Source organism: Pantoea jilinensis (assembly GCF_019104105.1).
Taxonomy (GTDB): Bacteria; Pseudomonadota; Gammaproteobacteria; order Enterobacterales; family Enterobacteriaceae; genus Pantoea; species Pantoea eucalypti.
On record NZ_CP077746.1, the window covers coordinates 2610139 to 2633027 of the forward strand.

Annotated in this window: 25 protein-coding genes and 2 pseudogenes; 5 read left to right on the forward strand and 22 right to left on the reverse strand. The window is 58.0% G+C overall.

Features of this window, described 5'->3' with window-relative positions; genetic code table 11:
• Positions 1–123 precede the first annotated feature (123 nt).
• The 21 genes from KTJ90_RS12315 to KTJ90_RS12415 all read right to left on the reverse strand — a co-directional run bounded on the left by KTJ90_RS12315 (position 124) and on the right by KTJ90_RS12415 (position 19043).
• Positions 124–1359: a beta-ketoacyl-ACP synthase gene (locus tag KTJ90_RS12315; protein ID WP_008925911.1), complete on the reverse strand. Its 1236-nt coding sequence runs from the start codon at positions 1357–1359 to the stop codon at positions 124–126.
• Positions 1356–2087 carry a 3-ketoacyl-ACP reductase FabG2 gene (locus KTJ90_RS12320; protein ID WP_105099323.1) on the reverse strand — a complete coding sequence of 244 codons (732 nt, stop codon included), beginning with the start codon at positions 2085–2087 and terminating at the stop codon, positions 1356–1358. The genes KTJ90_RS12315 and KTJ90_RS12320 overlap by 4 nt, the downstream gene beginning before the upstream one ends.
• Complete coding sequence (locus KTJ90_RS12325) at positions 2084–2560, reverse strand: hotdog family protein (RefSeq protein WP_078804268.1); 477 nt, start codon at positions 2558–2560, stop codon at positions 2084–2086. Before KTJ90_RS12325 ends, KTJ90_RS12320 begins: the two co-directional genes overlap by 4 nt.
• Positions 2550–3710, reverse strand: a complete 1161-nt coding sequence (locus tag KTJ90_RS12330; RefSeq protein ID WP_078804267.1) for a beta-ketoacyl-[acyl-carrier-protein] synthase family protein — start codon at positions 3708–3710, stop codon at positions 2550–2552. Before KTJ90_RS12330 ends, KTJ90_RS12325 begins: the two co-directional genes overlap by 11 nt.
• Positions 3707–4279 (reverse strand): DUF3261 domain-containing protein, encoded by a 573-nt coding sequence (locus KTJ90_RS12335; RefSeq protein ID WP_499024780.1) that lies wholly within the window; start codon positions 4277–4279, stop codon positions 3707–3709. Before KTJ90_RS12335 ends, KTJ90_RS12330 begins: the two co-directional genes overlap by 4 nt.
• Positions 4276–6582, reverse strand: a complete 2307-nt coding sequence (locus KTJ90_RS12340; RefSeq protein WP_499024783.1) for an MMPL family transporter — start codon at positions 6580–6582, stop codon at positions 4276–4278. The genes KTJ90_RS12335 and KTJ90_RS12340 overlap by 4 nt, the downstream gene beginning before the upstream one ends.
• Positions 6569–7177, reverse strand: a complete 609-nt coding sequence (locus KTJ90_RS12345) for a LolA family protein (protein WP_003849945.1) — start codon at positions 7175–7177, stop codon at positions 6569–6571. The genes KTJ90_RS12340 and KTJ90_RS12345 overlap by 14 nt, the downstream gene beginning before the upstream one ends.
• Positions 7171–7584, reverse strand: coding sequence for an acyl-CoA thioesterase (locus tag KTJ90_RS12350; protein ID WP_003849946.1), 414 nt, complete (start codon positions 7582–7584; stop codon positions 7171–7173). The genes KTJ90_RS12345 and KTJ90_RS12350 overlap by 7 nt, the downstream gene beginning before the upstream one ends.
• Positions 7577–9226, reverse strand: a complete 1650-nt coding sequence (locus KTJ90_RS12355; protein WP_499026517.1) for a glycosyltransferase family 2 protein — start codon at positions 9224–9226, stop codon at positions 7577–7579. Before KTJ90_RS12355 ends, KTJ90_RS12350 begins: the two co-directional genes overlap by 8 nt.
• A 53-nt stretch (positions 9227–9279) precedes the next feature.
• A complete protein-coding gene (locus KTJ90_RS12360; RefSeq protein ID WP_003849948.1) occupies positions 9280–9627 on the reverse strand; it encodes an ApeI family dehydratase in 348 nt (115 codons plus the stop codon).
• Positions 9614–10933 (reverse strand): AMP-binding protein, encoded by a 1320-nt coding sequence (locus KTJ90_RS12365; protein WP_182630168.1) that lies wholly within the window; start codon positions 10931–10933, stop codon positions 9614–9616. Before KTJ90_RS12365 ends, KTJ90_RS12360 begins: the two co-directional genes overlap by 14 nt.
• Positions 10930–11493 (reverse strand): COG4648 family protein, encoded by a 564-nt coding sequence (locus tag KTJ90_RS12370; protein ID WP_457171757.1) that lies wholly within the window; start codon positions 11491–11493, stop codon positions 10930–10932. The genes KTJ90_RS12365 and KTJ90_RS12370 overlap by 4 nt, the downstream gene beginning before the upstream one ends.
• 6 nt (positions 11494–11499) lie before the next feature.
• Complete coding sequence (locus tag KTJ90_RS12375) at positions 11500–11754, reverse strand: acyl carrier protein (RefSeq protein WP_003849951.1); 255 nt, start codon at positions 11752–11754, stop codon at positions 11500–11502.
• Positions 11755–11770: 16 nt separating this feature from the next.
• Complete coding sequence (locus KTJ90_RS12380; RefSeq protein ID WP_003849953.1) at positions 11771–12028, reverse strand: phosphopantetheine-binding protein; 258 nt, start codon at positions 12026–12028, stop codon at positions 11771–11773.
• A gap of 13 nt (positions 12029–12041) precedes the next feature.
• Positions 12042–12842 carry a lysophospholipid acyltransferase family protein gene (locus tag KTJ90_RS12385; protein ID WP_003849954.1) on the reverse strand — a complete coding sequence of 267 codons (801 nt, stop codon included), beginning with the start codon at positions 12840–12842 and terminating at the stop codon, positions 12042–12044.
• Positions 12835–13566: a beta-ketoacyl synthase chain length factor gene (locus tag KTJ90_RS12390; RefSeq protein WP_039660992.1), complete on the reverse strand. Its 732-nt coding sequence runs from the start codon at positions 13564–13566 to the stop codon at positions 12835–12837. The genes KTJ90_RS12385 and KTJ90_RS12390 overlap by 8 nt, the downstream gene beginning before the upstream one ends.
• Before the next feature lie 228 nt (positions 13567–13794).
• Positions 13795–14061 (reverse strand): hypothetical protein, encoded by a 267-nt coding sequence (locus KTJ90_RS12395; RefSeq protein ID WP_008925902.1) that lies wholly within the window; start codon positions 14059–14061, stop codon positions 13795–13797.
• A 389-nt stretch (positions 14062–14450) separates the two neighbouring features.
• Positions 14451–15833, reverse strand: a complete 1383-nt coding sequence (locus tag KTJ90_RS12400) for an efflux transporter outer membrane subunit (RefSeq protein ID WP_033743179.1) — start codon at positions 15831–15833, stop codon at positions 14451–14453.
• Positions 15833–16927, reverse strand: a complete 1095-nt coding sequence (locus KTJ90_RS12405; protein ID WP_003849960.1) for an HlyD family secretion protein — start codon at positions 16925–16927, stop codon at positions 15833–15835. The genes KTJ90_RS12400 and KTJ90_RS12405 overlap by 1 nt, the downstream gene beginning before the upstream one ends.
• Positions 16924–18609 (reverse strand): MFS transporter, encoded by a 1686-nt coding sequence (locus tag KTJ90_RS12410; RefSeq protein ID WP_008925900.1) that lies wholly within the window; start codon positions 18607–18609, stop codon positions 16924–16926. Before KTJ90_RS12410 ends, KTJ90_RS12405 begins: the two co-directional genes overlap by 4 nt.
• Before the next feature lie 2 nt (positions 18610–18611).
• A complete protein-coding gene (locus KTJ90_RS12415; RefSeq protein WP_003849964.1) occupies positions 18612–19043 on the reverse strand; it encodes a MarR family winged helix-turn-helix transcriptional regulator in 432 nt (143 codons plus the stop codon).
• A 145-nt stretch (positions 19044–19188) separates the two neighbouring features.
• Here KTJ90_RS12415 and KTJ90_RS12420 point away from each other — a divergent pair.
• From KTJ90_RS12420 to KTJ90_RS12435, 4 genes and pseudogenes are all read left to right on the forward strand, one after another.
• Positions 19189–19870: pseudogene (locus KTJ90_RS12420) on the forward strand (AraC family ligand binding domain-containing protein); the annotation flags it as partial.
• Positions 19859–19942 (forward strand): annotated as a pseudogene (locus KTJ90_RS12425) (DUF2000 domain-containing protein); the annotation flags it as partial. The pseudogenes KTJ90_RS12420 and KTJ90_RS12425, both read left to right, overlap by 12 nt.
• 392 nt (positions 19943–20334) lie before the next feature.
• Complete coding sequence (locus KTJ90_RS12430) at positions 20335–20595, forward strand: biofilm/acid-resistance regulator YmgB/AriR (RefSeq protein WP_003849968.1); 261 nt, start codon at positions 20335–20337, stop codon at positions 20593–20595.
• Positions 20596–20732: 137 nt separating this feature from the next.
• Positions 20733–22238 (forward strand): SulP family inorganic anion transporter, encoded by a 1506-nt coding sequence (locus tag KTJ90_RS12435; RefSeq protein WP_457171758.1) that lies wholly within the window; start codon positions 20733–20735, stop codon positions 22236–22238.
• Positions 22239–22273: 35 nt separating this feature from the next.
• Here the strand turns inward: KTJ90_RS12435 and KTJ90_RS12440 are convergent, their stop codons facing one another.
• Positions 22274–22474, reverse strand: a complete 201-nt coding sequence (locus KTJ90_RS12440; protein ID WP_003849972.1) for a DUF6404 family protein — start codon at positions 22472–22474, stop codon at positions 22274–22276.
• Between the two features lie 193 nt (positions 22475–22667).
• Between KTJ90_RS12440 and KTJ90_RS12445 the strand changes: the two genes are divergently transcribed.
• Complete coding sequence (locus KTJ90_RS12445) at positions 22668–22862, forward strand: hypothetical protein (protein ID WP_003849973.1); 195 nt, start codon at positions 22668–22670, stop codon at positions 22860–22862.
• Positions 22863–22889 lie beyond the last annotated feature (27 nt).

Here is a 22889-nt window from a genome sequence, read left to right on the forward strand (position 1 = left end):
TGTGGAAAATAGGGCCGCAGGGCGTAATGCGGTGAGTGACAGTGTAAATGAAAGGTTGTTTATCGTCCGGTTTTTTCGTTCGGAAAATAAACTGGCCCGTGTCAGTACCGCACGGACCGGATATCAGACGCCGCGCCAGCGTCTGAAGATCAGAGATGTGTTAATGCCACCAAAGGCAAAATTGTTGCTCTGGATATAGTCGGTTTCAATCTCTCGCGGCTCACCCATGATGTAATCCAGCTGACCGCCATCAGCGGCCGGTTGCGTCAGGTTAAGCGTGGGCGCAAACCACCCTTCCCGCATCATCTCAATGCTCATCCAGGCTTCCAGCGCCCCGCAGGCACCCAGCGTATGGCCAAAATAGGATTTCAGAGAGGAGATCGGCGTTGACTCGCCAAACACCGCTGCCGTCGCCAGACTTTCTGCCATATCACCCCGCTCAGTGGCCGTGCCGTGCGCATTCACATAACCGACTTCTGATGCGGTAATACCGGCGCTCTGCAATGCCCGCTCAATGCAGATCTGCATGGTTTCCCGCTGCGGCTGCGTGATATGGGCGGCATCGCAGTTGGTGTGGAAGCCCGTGATTTCAGCATAAATCGTGGCACCACGCGCCAGGGCATGATCCAGCGACTCCAGGATCAACGTGCCGGCCCCTTCGCCAATCACCAGGCCATCGCGTTGCTGATCAAAAGGCGCTGGCGTGGTGTGTGGCGCGTCATTGCGCTGGCTGGTTGCAAAGAGGGTATCGAACACCGCCGCTTCGGACGGACAGAGCTCCTCCGCACCACCCGCCACCATCACCGTCTGATATCCATGACGAATCGCCTCCCAGGCATAGCCAATAGCCTGGCTGCCTGACGTACAGGCGCTGGAGGTCGGGATCACCCGGCCGCGCAGGCCGAAAAAGAGCCCGGCATTCACGGCGGTGGTATGCGGCATCATCTGCACGTACGTCGTGCCGGTAATATTGTTGGTGTGCTTTTCGGTCAGCATGGTGGCGAACTCGCTGACCGGCCCGGTGCTGCCGGTAGAGGAGCCGTAGGCGATGCCCGTCTCTCCGCAGGTCAGCACCGGATGGTCAATCAGCCCTGCCTGGGTCAGCGCCAGTTCGGTGGCACGCGTTGCCAGCAGCGAAACGCGGCCCATGGCGCGGATACGCTTGCGGGTATAATGCGCAGGCAGTTCAAAGTTATCCACGGGCGCGCCGAGCAGGGTATGCAGTCCGTCATAGATCTGCCACTCCGGCATAAAGCGTACCGCGTTGCGCCCGGCACGAATACGCGCCGAAACCTCAGCCCAGGATTCACCAAAGGCCGTTACGCCGCCCATACCGGTTACGACTACCCGCTGGATCACAGCATGCCTCCATTAATTGAAATCACCTGACGCGTTACGTAACCGGCGATATCGGACATCAGATAGCTCGCCAGTCCGGCGACTTCGTCGGCCGTGCCCATGCGCTTCATCGGCACGATCTTCATCGCTTCTTCAATCACCTGAGGTTCGAGCCCCTCCATGCCGGTATCAATCAGACCGGGCGCGATGCAGTTAACGGTGATTTTGCGTTTAGCCAGTTCAATCGCCAGCGCCTTGGTGGCCCCGATAATGCCCGCTTTCGCCGCGCTGTAGTTGACCTGACCGCGATTGCCCATCATCCCGGAGACCGAAGAGAGGGTAATAATGCGACCACCGCGGCGCAGGCCGATCATCGGCATCACGCAGGGCTGGATAACGTTGTAAAAACTGTCGAGGTTGGTGTGGATGACACTGTCCCACTCCTCATCCGTCAGGGCGGGAAACGCTGCATCACGGGTGATACCAGCATTGCTCACCACGCCATAGTAGGCCCCGTGTTGCGCTATATCCGCTTCCAGCGCGGCACGGGTGGCTGCCCGGTCAGCCACATCAAATCCCAGCACACGACCACTGCCGCCTGCAGATTCGATCTGCTGCAGGCACTGCTCAGCCCCCGCGCGGTCGCGGTTAAAATGAACGATAACCTGATAGCCATCCTGGGCGAGACGCAGCGCAATCGCGCGGCCAATGCCTTTACTGGCGCCCGTGACTAATACCGACCTTGTCATGGCTGATTTCCTTGTGACATTAATTGCTTTAACTCTGTTTCATTGGGTTGCCAGGTGTTGAGACGACCGCTGGCAAGCCGTTGCGGGCCGTAACAAATATCGCCCTCAAAGCTGCCCATACGGTCATCGCGCATCAGCAACGTCATTCTGATATCCAGCGTGACGTTCGCGGGAAAGTACGGTTGATCTGCCCGCCAGCCGCGTCCACCCAGCAGCATGCCGGGCGGGACAAGGGTTGCGCCACCCTGCTTTGCATGCCAGCCCGACCAGACGCCTACGGTTTGAGCCATCATCTCGACGCCAAACCAGGCAGGCAGTTCGCCCTGTGGGGTCAGAAACGGCGCCAGTACGCCATCGGCACAGGTCGATACCTGACAGTGAACGTGCTCTTCATCAACGGCAATCAGCTGATCAAGCAGTAGCATCGGTGCAGCATGCGGCAGCCAGAGTGCCGCGGGAGAATTAATGTCCATCAAGGCGTCCCAGAATCAGGCAGGTGTTGTTGCCACCAAAGGCGAATGAATTAGAGGCGATGACCGGCCGTTGCAGCGCCTGTGGCTGTAACAGCAATCCGCAATCCGGCAGCGTCTCATCCTGCGCCGCCGCGCTAAAATCCTGCGCAGGCAGCGGCAGATTGTTCTGCAGGATCAACGCGCTGAGCGCAGCTTCGCACACGCCCGCCGCGCCGAGCGTATGGCCGGTCAGATGTTTGGTTGAGCTGCATGGCACCGCATTGCCAAACAAACGATGAATCACCGCGGCTTCCATCTGATCGTTCAGCGGCGTGGCTGTGCCATGCAGATTGATATACCCCACCTGCTGCGGCAACAGATTCGCCTGTTGCAGCGCCATTCGCATCGCCCGTTCAGCGCCTTCGCCCTGCGGATGAGGCGCAGACATGTGCCAGGCGTCGGAGGATTCACCCGCACCCAACAGCGCCAGCGGCTGCGGTTCCCGCGTCAGCAGCATCAGCGCGGCTCCTTCGCCAATCGAGATGCCGTCACGCTCGCGGCTGAACGGCGCGCAGCGACGCTCAGAGAGCGATTCCAGACTGTCGAAGCCGTTGATCGGCATCCGACTCAGCGAGTCTGCACCGCCCACCAGCGCGACATCCGCCAGCCCTGCCGCGATCAGCCGCTCACCACTGATAATGGCGCGGGCGCTGGAAGAGCAGGCGGTAGAAATGGTATAGGCCGGGCCATCGAGCTGCAGGTAGTGCGCCAGAAAACGTGACGGATCGCCAAGCTCCTGCATCTGGTAGTGATAATCGGGCTGGCCGCCGCAAATCTGCTGATCCCCCTCATCCACCCCCGAGGTGCTGGTCCCCAGTACAATTGCCACTCTGCTGGCGCCATAGCGTGCAATCGCCGCGTCAAGCGTCGGACGGATTTGTATCAGCGCGGCCAGCAGCAGCTGGTTGTTTCGGGTGTTATGCGCGCTAAGGACAGCAGGAATCGCTGGCAGCTCACCTTCAACTCTGCCAAGCCAACAGGCGCGATCACCGCTCAGCCAGCCATGACGCAACTGCATACCGGGTGCCTCACCTTTTTTCAGGCTGGCCGCAATCTGCTGGCTGTCATTTCCCAGGGCATTCAGCATGCCGATAGCAGAGATATAAATCATGAGGCGTCCAGATGTTGAATGCGGATCTGATAGCCAAAGGCATGCTGCAGAATGCTGACTGGCTGGCGCTGATTATCCCGTTGCAGATAATCAATCTCCGTTACCAGCTGGTTATCGGCATCCATTAGCTGGCGCTTTAATCCCTTATCCTGCAGCTTCCAGCCTGGCGGCAGCTGTTTTTGCCAGGCATCCAGCGGCCAGTAGCTGAGCATGATGTCTGCCAGTACCTGACTCGCGGGCGGCATCTGTGGCAGCGGCATCAACTGCTGGGTATGAATACCGCTGGCATCATAGCGCAGACTGAAGAGTCGAATACCCACTGAAGAGAGCCCCGCCAGATCAATTTGCTGTTCATCAGCACTGAGCAGCACCAGCAGTGACTGACTCTGACCTTTAACCTGGCCGGTCAGCAACTGCTGCTGTTGAAAGGCGGGACGGATGCCTGGCGGCGGCAGCGTCACCTTCACGCCCGGTTTCAGCCAGGCGGTGGGACGGCTGCTGTCGGGTGCCGGTCCGGCACAGGCGCTGAGCAGCAGAGCCGTCAGCAGAATACAGGTGGCGCGGATCATCGTTTACTCCTTGATCGGGTGGGTCGCATCGCCAGCGGTGACAGCAGGAAAGCGCTGAAGATGCCGCTGCATAATACGGTGCCAAAACTGGCAATCGCGCTGGTGCTGCTGAATACCAGCATGCCCAGCGTCAGTAAGGTGGTGATCATCGCCAGCGATACCGCCAGCAACGAAGTCATTGGTGTACCCTGTGGATTGCTGAAAAAGAGCGTGTAGTTAATGCCGATCCCCAGCACCAGAATCAGCGCCAGCAGCGCAAACAGGTTCAGCGATGCGCCGATCCAGCCCAGCGTTGCCAGCGCCATCGCCAGCGACAGCACCGACGGCAGCGCGCTGCGTAAGCCCGCCTTTAATCCCAGGCGCAGTACAAAACTCAGGGTGATCAGCAGCAGCGCCAGTGCCAGTAATCCGCCGAGCAGGGTACGCCAGAAACTGAACAGCGCATCGTAACTCGCCTTGCGATCGATCCAGCTGACGCCAGGATGCTGCTTAGCCAGCTCTGCGAGTGCGGCGCTATTTTTTACGCCGCTGGTGGGGATCAGAACACCGCTCTGCCCGTCCGGCAGCGTCAGCCACAGCAGACGCCAGCCCTCACTCAGCGGACCCGACAGCCAGGCATCGGGTGTTACCGGCATTGGCGTCAGATCCGGCGCGGCAAGGGCAATTCCCGCCTGCTGCAGGCGGGCCGTAATCGTCGGAACGGCCTGTTTCAGCAGCTGCAGATCCTGCTGTTGCTGCGCCAGCGACTTCAGCGGCAGCAGACGATAATGTTGCAGCCAGCCCTGCTGCTGTGCCTGATGGAGATCCGGTGCCAGTTTTTCCAGCCGCTGCAGCGTCTGCTGAGCATCATCGCCCCAGACCACAAACCAGGTCTGATCGGCACGCTGGCCGGTCAGAGTAGCGAGCTGGCGATCCTGTTCAAGCAGCTGTGCGGGGGCACTTTGCAGATGCGCGATGTCATCATCTACCTTTAACTGAGCGATTCCGGTCAGGGCGAAGATGGCCATCAATACAGGTAATCCGACACGCAACCCGCGCTGGCGACGCCAGGCGGCAAGCCAGCACGCCAGCGGCACCATCAGCGGCACCGGACGCACCGGTAATCCACGTACCAGCCACGGCGTGATCAGAATTACCGTCAGACAGGATGCGGTTAATCCGCTGGCGGCAAACACCGCCAGCTGACGCAGTCCGGGAAAGGGCGCGAGCAGCATCAGCAGCCAGGCAATCGCGGTGGTCGCAAGCGCCAGTAGCAGCGTACCGCGGACTTTGCGCAGGCTCTGCCACGGTGACTGCTGTTCGCCGTGAACCATACGCTCAGTGAGATAATAGAGCGTGTAATCCGCCGAGATGCCGACAATACTCAGACTCATCACCAGCGTCATCAGATGCAGCTCACCGAAGCAAAGCAGCGTCACCACTGTGCCTGCCATCGCGCCTACCGCCACAGACGTCACCGTCAGCAGCAATGGACGCAGTGATCGGAAGACCAGCAGCACCAGCAGGACGACGCCACCCAGCGTTACACTCCCCAGGGTTTTAACATCGTGCTGCGCACGCTGGCTGGCGTTGTCGCTGAACAGGACAGTACCCCGCGTCAGCAGTTTCGCCTGCGGCCAGCGGCTTTTAAGCTGCTGCTCCAGCGCGCTAAGCCGGGTCACCAGCGCATGGCTCTGCTGCATACTGAAAGCATTGTTCGCCAGTTCGCCATGCAGAAAATACCACTGCTTACCCTGCTCGTCTTTTACGGTCAGCCAGCCATCATGCAGCGTCATACGTCCGGCATTCTGAGCCAGCGCCAGCTGTGAACTGCGCACCAGCATCAAAGGATCGCCCTGCAACTCTCTGCTGCTGACGCCCGAGAAGGCTGAAAAAAGCTGCGCCAGCAGCCAGTCTGCCTGCGCCTCACCCCCGTTCTGCAAGCGGCTGCGTGTCGACTCATCAAGCAGACCATTGCGGTGTTGCCAGGCGAAACGGCCCCACTGCTGCTGCTGCTGTGCATCAAGATCGCCCTGCACAAGCTTCAGGTTAGGCAGCGCACGCAACTGCGCCAGCCACCAGGCAGCGACCTGCGGATCGTCCTGCTCACCGGGTGAAACCAGCCACACCATCTGGCGATCCAGCCGCTGCATAAAAGCCTGCTGTAGCGCAGGCGGTGCTGCGCCCAGATTCTGTTGCGGCAGCAAAGCCAGCACGCTGCTGTTGAGCTGGCTGCGCGGCAACAGAAAAGCGAGCGCCGCCGCCAGCAGCAGACAGATGGCCAGCCACAGGATCGCCAGCAGCCGATCGTTACGGCCCGGCAAAACGTGCCTGCTCCTCGTCGCTTAACTGCGGCGGTTCAATGCGGGTGTTACTGAGCTGAATCTCGGTTTTATCGCCCTGCTTATCATCCAGGTTGATGCTGTCCAGGAAGGTATTACCCGCCAGCGAGATACGGTTGAAGATTTTGTTGAGCGGCGCAGCTTTGGGCGTCAGGTCCAGCGTCCAGGCGCCGTTGCCACGATCGCTGAAGGCCACGCTGAAATTTTCGTTAAGGACCTTCTGGTCAGCCTGGAACAGCGCCCGCAGCAAATGATTGAACTGGAACATCTGCGGATTGCTGTCAGCGGTGATCACCTGGGGCTTCTGGCCGTTAAGGCTTTGCACCATGCGCTTATCATCCAGCAGCAGTGTCATCACAAACGGCGTCTGCTGATGCCACCATAACCCCTGCTCACGGGCGATCAGCATTTGACCGTGCGACACCAGCGGCTGACGCATACCTGAAATGGTGCGCGTCTGGGTAAAGTCGGCCCGGATCACTGGCTGGCTGGCAAAACGCTGCTGCAGCTGATCCAGTGTGACTGCGCTGGCCGCACTGGCCCACAATAGCAGGCCGGTAAGCACTATTTTCAGCATCCTTTTACTCCTAAACGTTCCAGTAAAATATCGGGCGAAACAAAGCACAGCGCCTGACTCTCCTGCTCAACCGCAACCTGCAGCGTATGCGCTTTAGTGGTGATCTGATCGGCCGCGTTTCGCACCTCATAGTCGATGCGCAGGCGGTTCTCATATTCTGTAATCCGGGCACTGACGCGAATCGTCTCTTCACAGCGCAGGGGATGGCGATATTTAACCCGGGTATCGACCACCGGCCAGACGTAGCCACTGGCAGCCATCTCGGCATAACTGTAATTGATGCTGCGCAGCAGGGCTTCGCGTGCCACTTCGAAGAAGCGGAAATAGTTACCGTGCCAGACCACACCCATGGGATCACAGTCGTGGAATGAAACGGTCAGCACGACTTCAGCATGATGTTCAGTCATGGTCAGACTCCTTGTGGTGCGCCTGGTGATCAGGCAACGTCCAGAAATCGAAAAAGTTGAACCAGTCCAGCGGGGCCAGCAGCGCATAATGCGCCAGCCGTTGCGCATAGCGATCGACCGCCTGTTGCAGCGCCTGCTGACGTTGTGCACGGGGCAGCAGCAGCGGATCGGCAAACGGCTCACAGTGGATAAGCAGTTTACCCTGTTGCCGCAGGGCAAACATGAGCAGCACCGGACAGCGTAACGCAGCCGCCAGCACAAACGGCCCCTGTGGAAACGGTGCTGCCCGACCCAGAAAATCGCTCCAGATGACCCGACGCTCGCCGCCGCGTTGCGGATTGACCGCCGTACGATCCCCGACAATCGCCACCCATTCGCCCGCATCCAGCTTCTGTTGCAGCAGGATTGCTGTCTCCGGCCCGATATCACTGACCGGCATCAGATTGACCCCCGCCTGCGGGGCGATAGTTTCCAGTACCGCCCGAAAGCGCCGGGCATTGTCGGTAAACACCAGTGCATTAATCACCAGTCCGCTGACCTGCTGCGCCATCGCGCGACAGGCTTCAATGTCGCCAAGATGGGAGGCCAGGATCAGCTTGCCCTGGGGTGTGGGTGCGCGGATTATCGCTTCTGCGCCCGGCGCGAAATCGATATCCCGTCCCCAATGCAAATCCCCGCGCCAGCTGGCGACTTTATCCAGCATCGCCCCGGCGAAGCGCAGAAAATGGCGGTAGCTGTTAAGCCGCGGCGGTAATGCAACCTGCCGCTGCTGTGCGGCGACGGTGACCTGCGCCAGCCATTGCCGTGAAGCGCTTCGCGCGCGCTGACCGCTCAGCCAGTAGACCGCGACGACCGGCCAGAGCAGCAGCGTAAAGGGCAGCCGCCCGCCATAGCGATACACCGCCAGCATAAAACGTAATCCCCACTGTCCGCGCCGCTCCGTTTCCACAGACCAGTGTGCTGGCGCGTTACGCATCGCCAGCAGACGCGGGATCCGCGGCAGCATGCCGAAGAACAGACGGGTATGCATCCAGGAGATGCGCAGATTGTCGTAGAGCGCATCGAAGTGCGACAGCCCGCTGGCGGGATAGGTGACGCGGGTCGGGATAAAGCGACTGCGTATGCCCTGCCAGTAGAGCCGCACCATGATCTCAGTATCGAAATCCATGCGCTGACCGATGGCACGGCGATCGCACAGCGCCAGCGTGGGGGCCAGCGGATAGACACGAAAGCCGCACATGCTGTCGCGGATCGACAGCGACAGCGTTTCAATCCAGACCCAGAAGTGTGTGATATAGCGACCGTAAAGACGTGATTTAGGGATCGAATCGTCATAAATCGGCTGTCCGGAGATCAGCGCGTCGGGATAGCGCTCAGCTTCCGCCAGCATCAGCGGCAGATCTTTTGCCTGATGCTGACCGTCCGCATCAAGCTGCACGGCATGGGTGAATCCGCGTGCCGCCGCAGCGCGCAGACCATGAATCACCGCCGCACCTTTACCCTGATTGCTGTCGAGTCGCAGCACAGTGAGCTCTGCGGCGTACAGCGTCGCCAGCTGAAGCTGAGTCGCCGTGTCGCTGCCATCATCCACGACGATAACCGGCAGATTAAACGGTGCCAGCCGGGCCAGTACCGATGCCATCATCGCACCATGGTTGTAACACGGGATCACTACGCAAGGCGTAAACGGCAGGGTTAGCACAGCGTGATCTTCCCGATGCTGGCGCTCGGCTCGCCGTCGTGACTGAGCAGGCTGTAACGGAAACTCAGGCGCGACTTTTCAGCATCCCAGTCAAGACGCAGTTGCAGAAGTGAGTCAGGCAGCACCGGCTGCTGAAATTTGATGTTTTCAATGGCGGCAAACTGCTTACCCGGCGCGAGCAGTGACACGCCGTAGTGCATCACCCAGTCCAGTTGAGCCACGCCAGGCAGAATAGGCAGCGTCTGAAAGTGGCCCTGGAACCAGAACAGTCCGGCTTCAACCTGCAGAATCAGCGTGGCGCTGTCAGCCTGCAACTCCCGGCTTCGTTCAATCGGCAACATGAAAAAGTTCCTCTATTTGCGGCCAGGCGCGTTTACTTTGGGGGGTAACCGGAATGGTGGCAACAATCCGCCAGTAGCGCGGCATCGCCAGCGGTTCCAGCCAGCACTGCAGCTGGCGTTTCCATTGCTGTCTGTGCTGGTGCAGAGCCGCTTCATCCAGCGTGCTGGTGAGCGACAGCACGACGCCAATTGCCTGACGATCATGACGCGTGACCACCAGCGCCACGGCATCGTCAATTTCCGGCAGATCGGTCAGTCGGCGCTCTATCTCACTTAATGAGATGCGCTTGTCTCCAATTTTCACGATGCGATCGTGACGTCCTGCCAGCTGAAATCCGCCATCGGGCTGCATATTCAGGCGGTCGTCCAGCGCAAGGCCGTTATCACCCGCAATCAGCGGCGACCAGACCTGCCAGCGTTCGGGCGTCACCTGCTCAAGCCTGACGCCAGAAAAACTTCGCCACGGGGCATCGGCCCGATCGCACTGACGCCAGGCCAGAATGCCGGTTTCGGTGCTACCGTAGATTTCACTGACCGGGCAGCCAAAGCGCTGCCAGACCTGTTCTGCATCCAGCCCGCGCAGGGTGCCACCGGCAGAGACAATCAGTTCACAGCCGGGCGCGTCGAGCGTACTGTCCAGCCGCGATAAAAAAGCCGGGCTGCTGATAAAAGCATAGCGACAGTCGCGCGGCAGCTGGGCCAGCTGCTCGCCGTAGAACAGCGGCTGAGCGGAAAACGGCAGCCTGAGCGTCATTGGCAGGAAAAGTCGGAACGATAAACCGTAAAGATGCTGATGGCTGACCGAGGCAATCACCCTGCAGCCTTGCAGCTGTTCGCCCCACAGAGCGCTGAGCCAGCGGCTCTCCTGCTCCATCACCGTCAGTGACTTCACCACCTGACGCGGTGCGCCGGTGGACCCCGAGGTAAAGAGTATCAGCGCTGAGCTCGCAGGCAGTGGTGGCAGCTGGCCCTGGGCTTCTGCCTCATCCCACGTCAGCAGCGGCAGGCTGACCGCCAGCGGCATGTCGCACAGCACCCCATCAAGCTGCTCCTGCATCTCATTCAGTAGCGCGGCGCGGCTATGACCCGGCATCACCGGCGTTTTACCGGCATACCAGCAGGCCAGCAGCGCCACACAGAAACGATAACTGTCGTCAAAACAGAGCCCCCAGTGCGTGCCCGGCTGTGCCGCTAAGCGCAGGCTAAGTGCCTGCACCTGACGACGCATCGCGCCGAGCATCAAGGGTTGATCGCCTCGCCAGGCGACTTCACGATCGGCGCCTGTCAGCCACTCTGCCACGCTCATGCTTTTCGCCTCACACGCTGACGAACCAGCCACTCAGCGCCCATCAGCACGCCGATCAACAGGTAGCTGATGCCACCGTTCCACAGCGTCCAGAGCCGCAGATCGCTCTGCAGACAGGTATAGAACGCCATGCTGCCATTGCCGATAAAAAACAGGCACCAGATCTGCGTGACGCGACGGGTGTAAGGCACTGCGGCGGCAGGAAGTTCTGGCTCACGCAGCCGGGCAATACGCTCCACCAGCGGCATCGCGCTCCAGAGTGAAGCACCGAACACCAGCAGCATCGCCAGATTGACCGCCACCGGATACCACAGCAACAGATGCTGAACGCGTAACAGCTGGCTGCTGATACAGAGCAGCGCGCCGAGCAGCGCCAGCCAGCCCATGACCGCGCCCAGCGCGTTCTGCTGACGACGCAGTTGCAGCCAGCGCAGGCCAAACAGCAGCGCCAGCAGCCAGAAGAGTCCCTGCCAGCGCGGCTGGGTCAGTGCCAGCCAGACCAGCAAGGGCCAGGCCAGCAGCGTAAGCAGATTGAGCAGGCGAAGCGTAGCAGCAGGCACGACGGATCAGGCGTCTTCGCGCATCAGTTGTTCCACCGCATCCACGACATCCTGCACAGTTCGGACCGCGCGGAAGGTTTCCGGTTTGATTTTACGGCCGGTACGTTTTTGCAGGTGCACGACCATATCGACAGCATCAATGCTGTCGAGCTCGAGATCTTCATACAGACGCGCCTCGGGGTGGATATCCTCGGGCGCAATTTCAAACAGGCTGGTGAGCAGCGAAGTCACTTCCTGATAAATCTCTTCTTTGTTCATCATAAGATTGTCTCCGCTTTCAGCCGCGCTGTTGGTTGACGAACGCGGCCAGCGTCGCGACAGAGAAGAAGTGGGCACGCAGGGTTTCACTTTCCGCAGAGAGCGTCACGCCGTAGCGATTTTTCACTGCCAGGCCAAGTTCCAGTGCATCAATTGAGTCCAGCCCCAGCCCGTCGCCAAACAGGGCAGCGTCAGTCTCAATATCATCGGGGCTGAGATCTTCAAGGTTCAGCGTGTCGATAATCATCTGTTTGATATCGTTAATTAATGAATCCATACCGGTTTTCGTCTTACCTGTTCTGGGGGACCAGCGCCTGCTCTAAGTGGCGGGTCAGGCGACGCGCGGCCAGTGGCTGCGCATCGGGATTGCTTTCACAAAATGACTGACTGTCGATTCGTGACTTTACTCGCACGGTAAACAGCGGTTTAACCGGCGGAATCTGATACCAGCGGCTCTGTTTATCAAGCATACGCTGGCTGCAGGTGATGTGAACCACGCGCAGATCGCATCCGGCGCGCACCGCAATATTGGCGGCTCCGCGCTGCAGAGTCAGCGGCTGACCGTAACGGGTACGGGTGCCTTCCGGAAAAATCAGGATATTGTCGCCGCGCGCCAGTCTCTGCTGACTGTCCGGCAGCAGCGTCTCCGCTTCACTGTTGATCAGATAATCGGCGGCGCGAATCACCCCACGTATAAAGGGATTTTTTTGCAGATCGGCCTTTACCAGACAATCCATCTCTGGCAGTACCGACGCGATCATCACGTAGTCGATCAGCGACGGATGATTGGCGACAATCAGGCATCCGCGATCCTGTTGCAGCAGCTCTGCGCCTTCAATGCGGTAGTCGTAAACGCCCGTCATCCGGCAGAAACGCAGAAAGCAGCGGAAGCTAAAGGCGATAGCGCGTCGGGCCAGCAGCCGGCGGCGCAGAGAATCGCGCTGAATCAGGAGTAGCAGGTTGAAGCCAATCAGTGACAGCAGCAGTCCGCCCAGCCCAAACAGCGTAAAATTGACGGCCGTCATCACCAGTCGCCAGCAGTAGTTAAGGCGGCTGCCTGAGTGCTGAGCGGGTTGTGAGCAATCAGCCATGACTTCTCTCCCAGTGCCATGTCAGGCGTTCGCCTGCCAGGCTGAAGGTGGGCGAAGCCGCCAGCCATTGCTGCAGAAAACGCAGGCTCTGCGGTAACAGCGTTTCTGCCCTCTTCTCTTCGCCTTTACAGCCAGTGCAATACAGTTGTTCGCCCGCACGCAGCAGCAGTGCCACCGCATAAGGAAAATTCACGCGCTGATCCGCCAGCCACGGCAGATAATAGTCCGGCACGATGCCGTCGAAGTCGACCAGCAGCACCTGCTGATAACCCGCCTGATGCAGAGCGCTGACTTCAATCAATCCCTGCTGAAAAGAGTCCATGCCTGCCGCAATGGAGGTCGAAACCAGCGGCGCTTTTGCCGCAATGGTCAGGCTGCCAACCGCCGAATTGTGAACTGACATGGCAAAGTCTGTAGGTGACATTGACTGTTGATCTGCAAGGGTATTAAGAATACGCAGATTACGCTCCAGTTCACCGTGACGGCTGGTAAACACGATAGCGTCTGCCTTCTGCCGTGCCAGAAGCGCCAGCCCACACTCTACCGCCGCACGGCTGCCGCCGCTCAGACGACGCGACGTCATCATCGGTAAGTATTGCGGCTTTGCCATCGCCGCTAAGGGGTCGATGGCCCTGCTCTGTTGCGCCCAGTCCTGCCAGGCTTCTGGCGCGCTTAAACCCGGAGCCATTGCCTGCCAGTCGACCAGTGAGTAAGCGAGTTTCATCTCAACACTCTTTTCATCATACGTGTGGAGTCGGCGTTCATTGGATCGTCACTCCTGCCTTCTGCAAAAAAAGTGCGTACCGGAAAACCTGCCGAACCCTAATCAGGTTCTCACGGTAGAGGTTTACTCAAGGATTCATCAATAGCAGCTCATCTGATTTGTCGGCCGGCTGCCGCAGAACTTTATGCTTAGCGAGTCTGTCGACCCATTATTGCAACAGCACGCCGATCACCGGGCGGCCAGGGCCGACAGCCGCAACTGAATATCCTGATCGAGATTGGCCATCCAGTCGTTGTCGTTATTGAGGATCACACCCTGTCCCGCTCTCAGGTTTTCACTGCCGACAGACTCAATGCGGTAATTCTGTCTGGTGTAAGTAATGCGGATGGTCGCCACAACATCACGCTGGGCCAGACGACCATTGATTACACCAGGCGAAACGGGTGTCATCAGCTGTTTCCGGCCAATACCCGCCTCAATGATCGCCAGTTTCATCTGATTATCACTGTCATGCTGAGTGAGGGCCTGATTCACGTTATGAATCGGCGGCGTGCATGCGCAGCCGGTTAATCATGCAGCGACCACAGCCAGCGCAAAAATTGTTTTTTTGATCATAACGAGTCCCTTCTTTGATCTTTTTTATCAGTGAGTTAAACGTAAAAATCATCCAACACCAGCTTAACATTACGTGCATTTTTCCGGCTGGCTGGTTCAAAACCCGCGCATGATACCATCGAATGTAAAGACAGGTAAGCAGAAGTATGTATAGGTTTTGGGTGGTTATTTGAGGGATTAACGCGAGGTAAAATGCGCAGTCGCGGCGTCTGCGCAGAGGCCGATCCCGGCCGCAGAAACTCTTACTGCGGCTGGATCGGCCCGGACAGTCATTGTGTGGAGGCGGGTGCCCAGCCACCGCCCAGTGCGCGATAGAGATCGATCTGCGCCAGCAACAGATTATTTTTAACGGCCACCCGATTCAGCTGAGTTGAAAACAGGGTTCGCTGCGCATCCAGTTCATCCAGATAGGAAGCGTAGCCATTTTGATAGCGGTTGCGGGCAATGCGCAGCGCCTCGGTTACGTAAGTTTCCTGCTTTTGCAGTTCCTGAAGCTGTGCCTCACGCTGTCGGATAGCGTCCAGGGCATCATTGACTTCCGAGAAGGCGTTGCGCACCACTTTTTCATAGCCGTACAGCGCCTGATTGCGCGTTGCCATTGAGACATCAACCTGTGCCGTCAGCGCTTCACGGTTCAGCAACGGTGCCAGAATGCTGCCGCCCACGCTCCAGAGCCGGAATGGATTGTCTGCGAGCTGGTGCAGCACCGAACTCTGCAGGGTGCCGGTGGCAGTGAGGTTCAGCCCTGGCAGCAGCTTAGCGCGCGATGAGGCAAGGCTGGCATCTGCGGCCAGTAACTGACGCTGCGCCTGCACAATATCCGGGCGGCGATTAAGCAGTTCGGACGGCAGCAGCGACGGCATCTGCTGCGGTAGAATCTGGTCAAACTGCTGACGACGGGCAATGCTACGCGGGTTCATGCCCACCAGGATGCTCAGCGCATTCTCCTGCTGCGCGATCTGATGCTGCAGCTGCGGTATCTGTGCTTTCGCCGACTGATATTCAGAAGCGGCCTGCATCCACTCCAGCCTTGAGGTGTAGCCGCTCTCAAACTGACGCTGGGCTAGCTTCAGTGAATTGTTGCGGGTCGCCAGCGTCGCCTCGGTGACCCGCAGCTGTTCATCCAGCGCGCACAGGTTGAGATAACCCGATGCCACTGAGCTGGCAATGGTCAGCTCTGCAGCAGACGCGGCGGCCTGCTGCGCCGCTAAGCTTGCCTGCGACGCCGAGACGCTATTGCTACGCGCCCCCCAGAGATCAACCTCGTAATTTGCCTGTAACAACCCCTGAAAAACATCGGTTTCATAGGGCTGGCCCGTCACTGACGAGAGCGTTCGCTCACGGGTCGCCGCTACGCCGGCGCTGAGGGTCGGAAATTCATCACCCTGCGTGGCGCGCAGCTGGGCGCGATACTGATCCACTCTGGAACGCGCGGTGAGAATATCAGGATTGTTGCGCAGCGCCTGTGTGACCAGCCGGTTGAGATACGCATCATGAAACGCGCGCCACCACTCCGCTTCCGGCGCAGCAGCAGGCCCGACACTGTTGCGCCAGGCGGCGGGGATCGGCAGAGAGGACGGTGCCTTTTCAACCTGCGTGGCGCAGCCGGTCAGCGCCAGCATCAGCGCACTTACCAGTAAGCCGCGACGCATCATTGTGCGCCCTCATCGGCGGCCTGGGCTGCGGTATCGATATCGACTTCAACCGACATGCCCGGGCGCAGCTGCTGCATATCCTGCTCGTTGATACGGATCCGAACCGGAATACGCTGCGCAATTTTAACGAAGTTACCCGTGGCATTGTCAGGTGAAATAGCGCTGAACTCTGAGCCGGCTGCCGGCGAGATAAATTCCACCTGCCCGTTAAAGCGTTTGCCATCCAGTGCATCGACCCGAATCGTCACCGGCAGGCCAGGCCGGATATGGGCCAGTTGAGTCTCTTTCAGGTTCGCGATGATCCATTTGTGATTGGGCACTACCGAGGTCAGGCGCGTACCGGCCGTGACATAGGCGCCGGTTCGCACTGACAGCTGACCGAGCTGGCCATCATCAGGCGCGGTAATCCGGGTATTCGCCAGATCGATCTCCGCCAGCTCCAGCGCGGCGCGGGCGCTCTCGACATCCCCCTCCAGCGCGTCGCGATTAACGATAACGGTTTGCAGGTTCTGCTGCGCGACGGCGATCTGCGCGGCAGCCTGGCGGACCTGGGCCTGGGCCTGAGCGTTTGCTGCGCGGGCGGCGTCGCGCTCACGTACCGACAGCGATCCATCCGCCGCAAGATTCTCAACGCGTTTGAGATCAAAGCCGCTTTTCAGTGCCTGCGCTTTCGCGTTTTCCAGCGCCGCTTTATTGCTCTGGATGGTCGCTTCTGCGCTGCGCCGCTGCTGCAGATTGTTTTTCAGAGCCGCCTGCTTCATCGCCAGTTGCGCCTGCGCCTGATGCACCCGCTGACGATAGATTCGATCATCAATCGTCATCAGCAACTGCCCTTTCTTCACCGGCTGCAGATCGATGACCTTTACCGAGGTGAGATAGCCATTCACCTGCGGACTGATAAAGGTCACCTGACCGCGCACATAGGCATTCTCGGTGCTTTGTATTGCGCTGGTAAAAGGCCAAAGCTGCCAAGCATACAGGATAACCAGTACGCCAATCACTACAATACCGCTGCCAGCGGCTATCGAAAGAATACGTCGACGGTTTGCACGTTCGCGTTCTGCCGCCTGAAGCTCATCCTGCTGACTCATTGTTTCTCCGTTGATTCCTGTAACGCAGCCAGCTGTTGCTGCTCACGCAGATTAAATTGTGCCTGACGCCAGTCAAGATAACGACGCCGGGTTAAACGCCAGATGACCCACATCAGAGTCACCAGAGCCAGCGCAGCGGTTAACAGATAGGTATCGTTGTAGGCGAGCACATTAGCCTGTAGCGTGGCGACCGTCTGTAACTGGGTGGTGCTCTGCGCACCGCGCAGAACGTCGTCACCCACCAGTGAATTAAATAGCGCGTTGTACTGGCTTAGCCGTTCGGTAACGTTAGGATCGAGCAGTGAGAGTTGATCGCCCAGCAGGCTGGAGTGATATTTTTCCCGCCAGACCTGAAAAGTGCCAAGGATCGCTGAGCCGATCAGTCCACCCAGGTTCTGACTCATGCCAAACAGCACCACAAAGCTCACCAGGTTTTTTGGCTGGGTCACCACGCTACCAATGCCCATCAGCATCGCCGGTGCCATGAAAAAGGCGCTGCTGAAGCCCAGCAAAAACTGGCTCAGATACATTTCGGGGCCACGGGTCAGCGGACTGGATTGCGCATCCATCAGCGAGGCGATAATCATCACCACCAGCGAGGCGACAATCGGCCAGTTGAGATGATTGGGTTTGATGGTGAGTGCGCTGGCGGCGATGCCCACGATAACCCCGGCCATGATCGCCAGTGCCAGACCGCGCATTTGATCGTTCTGCAAACCCATCTGCTGCAAAAAGCCGATCGCGCCGGTGTTCTGTTCCGCCAGTACGATACGGATCATGACCATGACAATGCCAAGCCGCACCATCATGCCGCTGCTCAGCCAGCGGGTGTTAATCAGGGGGTTACGCCGGTTATGCTCAATAACAATCGCCGCGACAATCAGCGTCAGGGCAATTGCAGTACAGATTCCCAACCACGGCGTGGTGAACCACCATTCAATGCGACCCAGCGTCAGCACGCCGCACAGCAGCGCCATGCCAGGCGCCAGCAGAACGAAGGTCAGGAAATCCATCTTTTCAAAGGTTTTAATGCGATCGCCTGGTGGCAGTTTCACCAGCAGCACCCCACCCAGCGCGATCAGTGCCAGACCGAGTTCAAACAGATAAAGGCCACGCCACTCGTTGAGCTGCAGTAATTCTGACGAAAATAAGCGGGCCAGCGGAATAGCCAGCTGAGAGACCGTCAGGCCAATCACCAGCGCTTTCAGGCGATGTTTTGCGGGCCAGGCCTGAACCTGATAGTAGATGCCCAGTGAGCTGAGCGCCGCCGCCACCATGCCATGGGCGGTGCGCACAATGATCGCCGAGCTCAGGTCGTTAGCGAATAAATGAAAGAATGCGACCAGTACATAAAGCACCAGAAAGGCTTCAGTAAAGACACGCAGGCCAAACTGCTGTCGGAATTTTACCAGCAGCAGATTTATAGAGATGTTGCCCATCACGTAGACCGCAGGTAACCACGCAATCTCATTCGACCAGGCTCCAAAGGTGCCCTGCAGATTAACCAGGTTCGCGGTGACCAGTGCGTTGCTTAACGCGCCGGTCAGCGAAATCAGTAAGCCGATCAGGCCAAATGCCAGACGCTTTGGCATGGGATGCAGCGGCGTCGAGGGCGAACCCGGCAACATCGGTTTTTCGTGCGGTAACCACTCGCGTGCTGCGTAGGGATTTCGCTTTGCCACTGCTACATGCTTCCCATTCGGCTCAGCAGTTGTTGCAGGACGCGCTCGGTGACGGCCAGATCCCCGGGATCAATATCAGCCAGCATTTCAGTACGGAGAGCATCAGCCTCGGTTTTCACTTTGGCGAAGGCTTCATTGCCTTTATCGGTCAGCACCAGGTGACGTTTACGGCGATCTTCTGGCGGTTGTACCCGCGTCAGCAGCGACTGTTTCACCAGCCGATCCACCAGCGGCACCATACTGGCATCTTCCAGCCCCAGCAGTTGCGCCAGTTCGGTCTGCGTCATGCGCTGCGGCTCACTGGCAATCAGCCCGATGGCCATCCAGCTGCTCATGCTTAAGCCGCTATCTTTAAGGTGACGATCAACCGCCAGGCGCCAGGCATGGGCGGTCAGATGCAGTAAGTGGGTAAAGGTACGCGTATGCTCAGACAAATGTTAGCAGCCTAATAGTAAGATATCTAATTGAGTGGAGGCGTTATTATACGCAAAGCGAAACGCGATTGAAAAGCGTCCGGTCTGTTAAAAATTAGTGGATCGCGTCAGAATGTCCAGAGGCCGCAATCAGGAGCCGGATAACATGAATCAGGCATCAGCAAACTGGATCGATTTGCGCCGTGACGCCGTTAGCGGTATTGAGGCATTGCGCGCCCATTTCACTGGCCACGCCTGGGATCCCCACTGGCACGACAGCTATCTTATTGGCGTGACCGAGCAAGGTGTACAGCAGTTTCATTCGCGGCGCAAACAGCATCAAAGCCGTCCCGGCACGGCTTTTATGCTGGAGCCTGAGGAGTTGCATGATGGCGATGCTATCAACCACAGCGGCTTCACCTATCGTATGCTCTATCTTTCACCGCAACAGATTGCGCAGCAGCTTACGCCTAATCAGGCTGATGACCCCTTGCCGCGTGAACTCCGCTTTGCAACCACACTGCGCGACGACCGCCCATTGGCTTATGCTGTCTGGCACGCGTTTGATGCACTGTGGTACAACCATCCCGCGATCATCAAAGAGGCGGCGATGGATCGGATGTTCAGTCAGCTCACCTCGCACCGGCAATGGTCACTGCCCGCTCAGCCCGTCGATAAAGATGCCAGGCTGGCTTTGCAGGCGCGTGACTGGCTGATTGCCCATCATGCGGAAATCCCGGCCTGCTGCAGATGGCGCAGCAGCTGCAGGTGTATCGCTTCCGGTTATCACGCCTGTTCCAACGCACTGGGGTTTGCCGCCTCACGCCTGGCTGGTGCAATGGCGGCTGCTGGGCATTGCCATCGTCGGCGATAAAAAAAACCTGCGTAAGCTGACGGCTAAACTGGTGTTGTTCAGCTAATTTGTTCCCGGGAAGCTGGCCACGGCTTCCCGGCTTTTTCCACCCGGTTCGCCAATCCCGCCATCTGTATAGGTTATTTGTACAACTTTTGTGTCGGAATAATCCTTATAACCCCTTGATAAGTTGTGAATGGCACATTTTGCTAAAGAATTCGATTTTACAGATAGTTATTCATTGTATAAGTTTACTGCCACGAGTTGTATGCGACTCTGTAACGAATGATGCATTTGCGTCGCCTCTGAAGGTGTCAGTGGATTTCCACCTTCAGAGGTTAATTTTTGTTTGCTCAATTTGTGGCACTGGTACCATCGCATCTGTCCATGCGGTGGTTTTTTTGATCGCTTTTGTCCTGACATCCGAACCGGAATCGGGCTGTTCTGAAGGGCTTACACATGCAATATATTATTCCCCGGACCAATCAGGAAATCGCTGATTATTTTAACCCTGCGGCCAACAAGCCAGCCAGCGAGATGGAAATGCTGGGTATCCTGATTGCAGAAATTTTGCAGTCAGGCATGCCAGTGAATAATAAAGCCATTATTTCCAAACTCATTCATCGGCTTGAACTGGAAAGTGACAGGGAAATGCTGGATAGCTACCGCCAGCTGCTCGACCTCGTGGTCCACAAGACCCCGGATGATTTTTCGCTGTAAGACTGACTCCATGGAGGGAGTTCCCCCCTTTTTCTGGCATCTTTGCCCGTCGCCCGGTACTATCTGCCCCTCACCATGAGCCTGATCTTCCCGCCCCTCGCGCGGGAGCAAAACAACTAAAGAGCCTGCAGACCTTTATGACTCAAACCAATGATGTTGCCGCAACCGACGTTGTGGCGGGCGATATCAGTGTGGGGCGCGTTCTGCGTTCGCCTGCGCTGCTGACCCGCGAATGCCTTGCCGGAGTAATTACCGCGCTGGCATTAATCCCTGAAGTGATCTCCTTTTCCGTTATTGCCGGTGTAGACCCTAAAGTGAGTCTCATCGCCTCGGTCGTGCTCTGCCTGACCCTGTCGATACTCGGCGGACGCCCGGCGATGGTTACGGCGGCTGCCGGTTCTGTCGCACTGGTTATCGGACCGATGGTTCATCTGCACGGTGTTGAATATATTCTTCCCGCGGTAGTCATGGGCGGCGTGATTCAGATTCTGTTTGGCGTGGCCGGTCTGGCACGCATGATGCGCTACATCCCCCGCTCGGTGATGCTGGGATTTGTGAATGCGCTGGGCGTGCTGATTTTCTTTGCTCAGGTGCCGCACGTATGGGGCCAGTCATCACTGGTGTGGATCTTCTTTGCCGCGACCCTGGCAATCGTGCTGTTGTTACCGCGTCTGTTAAAGAGTGTTCCTTCTCCGCTGGTTGCCATTGTAGTGGTGACGGGCGTCGCGCTATTAATGGGCTATCGCATGCCGAACGTGGGCGATGAAGGACCGATGAGTCCTGGCCTGCCCGGTTTTAACAGCCTGCTGGTACCGCTTAACCTGCAGACTCTGCAGATTATCTGGCCCACCGCACTGAGTATCGCCTTTGTCGGGCTGATGGAGTCGCTGCTGACCGCCAAACTGGTCGATGACCTGACTGATACCCCGTCCAGTAAGCGCCGCGAATCCTGGGGTCTGGGTGTGGCAAATATCCTTGCGGGATTTTATGGCGGTATCGCCGGATGCGCGATGATAGGTCAGACTATCGTCAACGTTGAGCTGGGCCGTGCGCGCAGCCGCGTTTCAACCGTGGCTGCGGGTCTGGTGCTGCTGCTGCTGGTGACCGGACTGAGCCGGATAATGGCGCAAATTCCGATGGTAGTATTGGCCGGTATCATGATGGTGGTGGCAGTGAAAACCGTTAACTGGCATAGCCTGCAGCCCAACACACTGAAACGTATGCCGTGGTCAGAGACGCTGATTATGGTGCTGACAGTGGCGGTAACGGTCTGGACAGGAAATCTGGCACTGGGCGTACTCGCTGGAGTGATCCTGGCGATGCTGTTGTTTGCCCGCCGTATTGCACATGTCATTCATGCTGAACGTCAGCTGAGTGAAGATGGTAAGTCGGTACGCTATGAGGTACGCGGTCCGCTGTTCTTTGCCAGCAGCAACGATCTGTTTGAGCATTTTGATTATGCGCATGACCCGAAAAAAGTGACGATTGACTTAACGCACGCGCAGATCTGGGATGCATCCAGCGTCGCAGCGCTGGATGGTATTGAATATCGCTATCAGCGTTATGGTGCAGAAGTGATGATTGAAGGGCTGGATCCGCGCAGCACTGATTTCCACCAGCGCCTTACCGGTAATTTCGGATAAATAGCTCCATTCTGCTGCCTCTCCGGCAGCAGACTTTACTCTGCCTGTTGCCGCCGCGCCCGATAGCGGCCAACCATAGTAATCAGCGCCTGATAGATTAAACCAGCATAGAGACTTGTCAGAATCGCCAGGCCTGGCTCTTTTCCCTGCTGATGCCATGACATAAACCACATGAATACGCCCCACAGTACAGAGAACACCAGCCATCCGCGGACGAACTTCATAATGCCATTCATAACGACTCCTCTTAAATAATGAACCACCTTAACCTGCTCCGGCCCAAAAAGCATCGCCCGTTTATTCGGGTTGAGAGACGTCTCATATAATCGTCACGAACTCTCTCTCTGGCTCGGACATGTTACCTCGTCCAGGTAATTTTACGGCGATTCTCTATACTCAACGTTCCGCTTACCTGATCAGGGAATTACGATGAAACGTATTGCTTACCTGTTATCGATGCTGGCTATACTTGCGACACTCACTGCCTGTGCACCACCACCGCCGGGCAGAGATGCACCACCGCCACCGCCGCCAGGCAAAGAGGCTCCACCACCCCCTCCGGGCGGGCAGCAGCCAGTTGGCGCACCAGGCGGTGTTGGCCCGGCAGGACAACCGCAGGGATAGTCTGTTTCAGCCAGTCTGCGTTGCAGG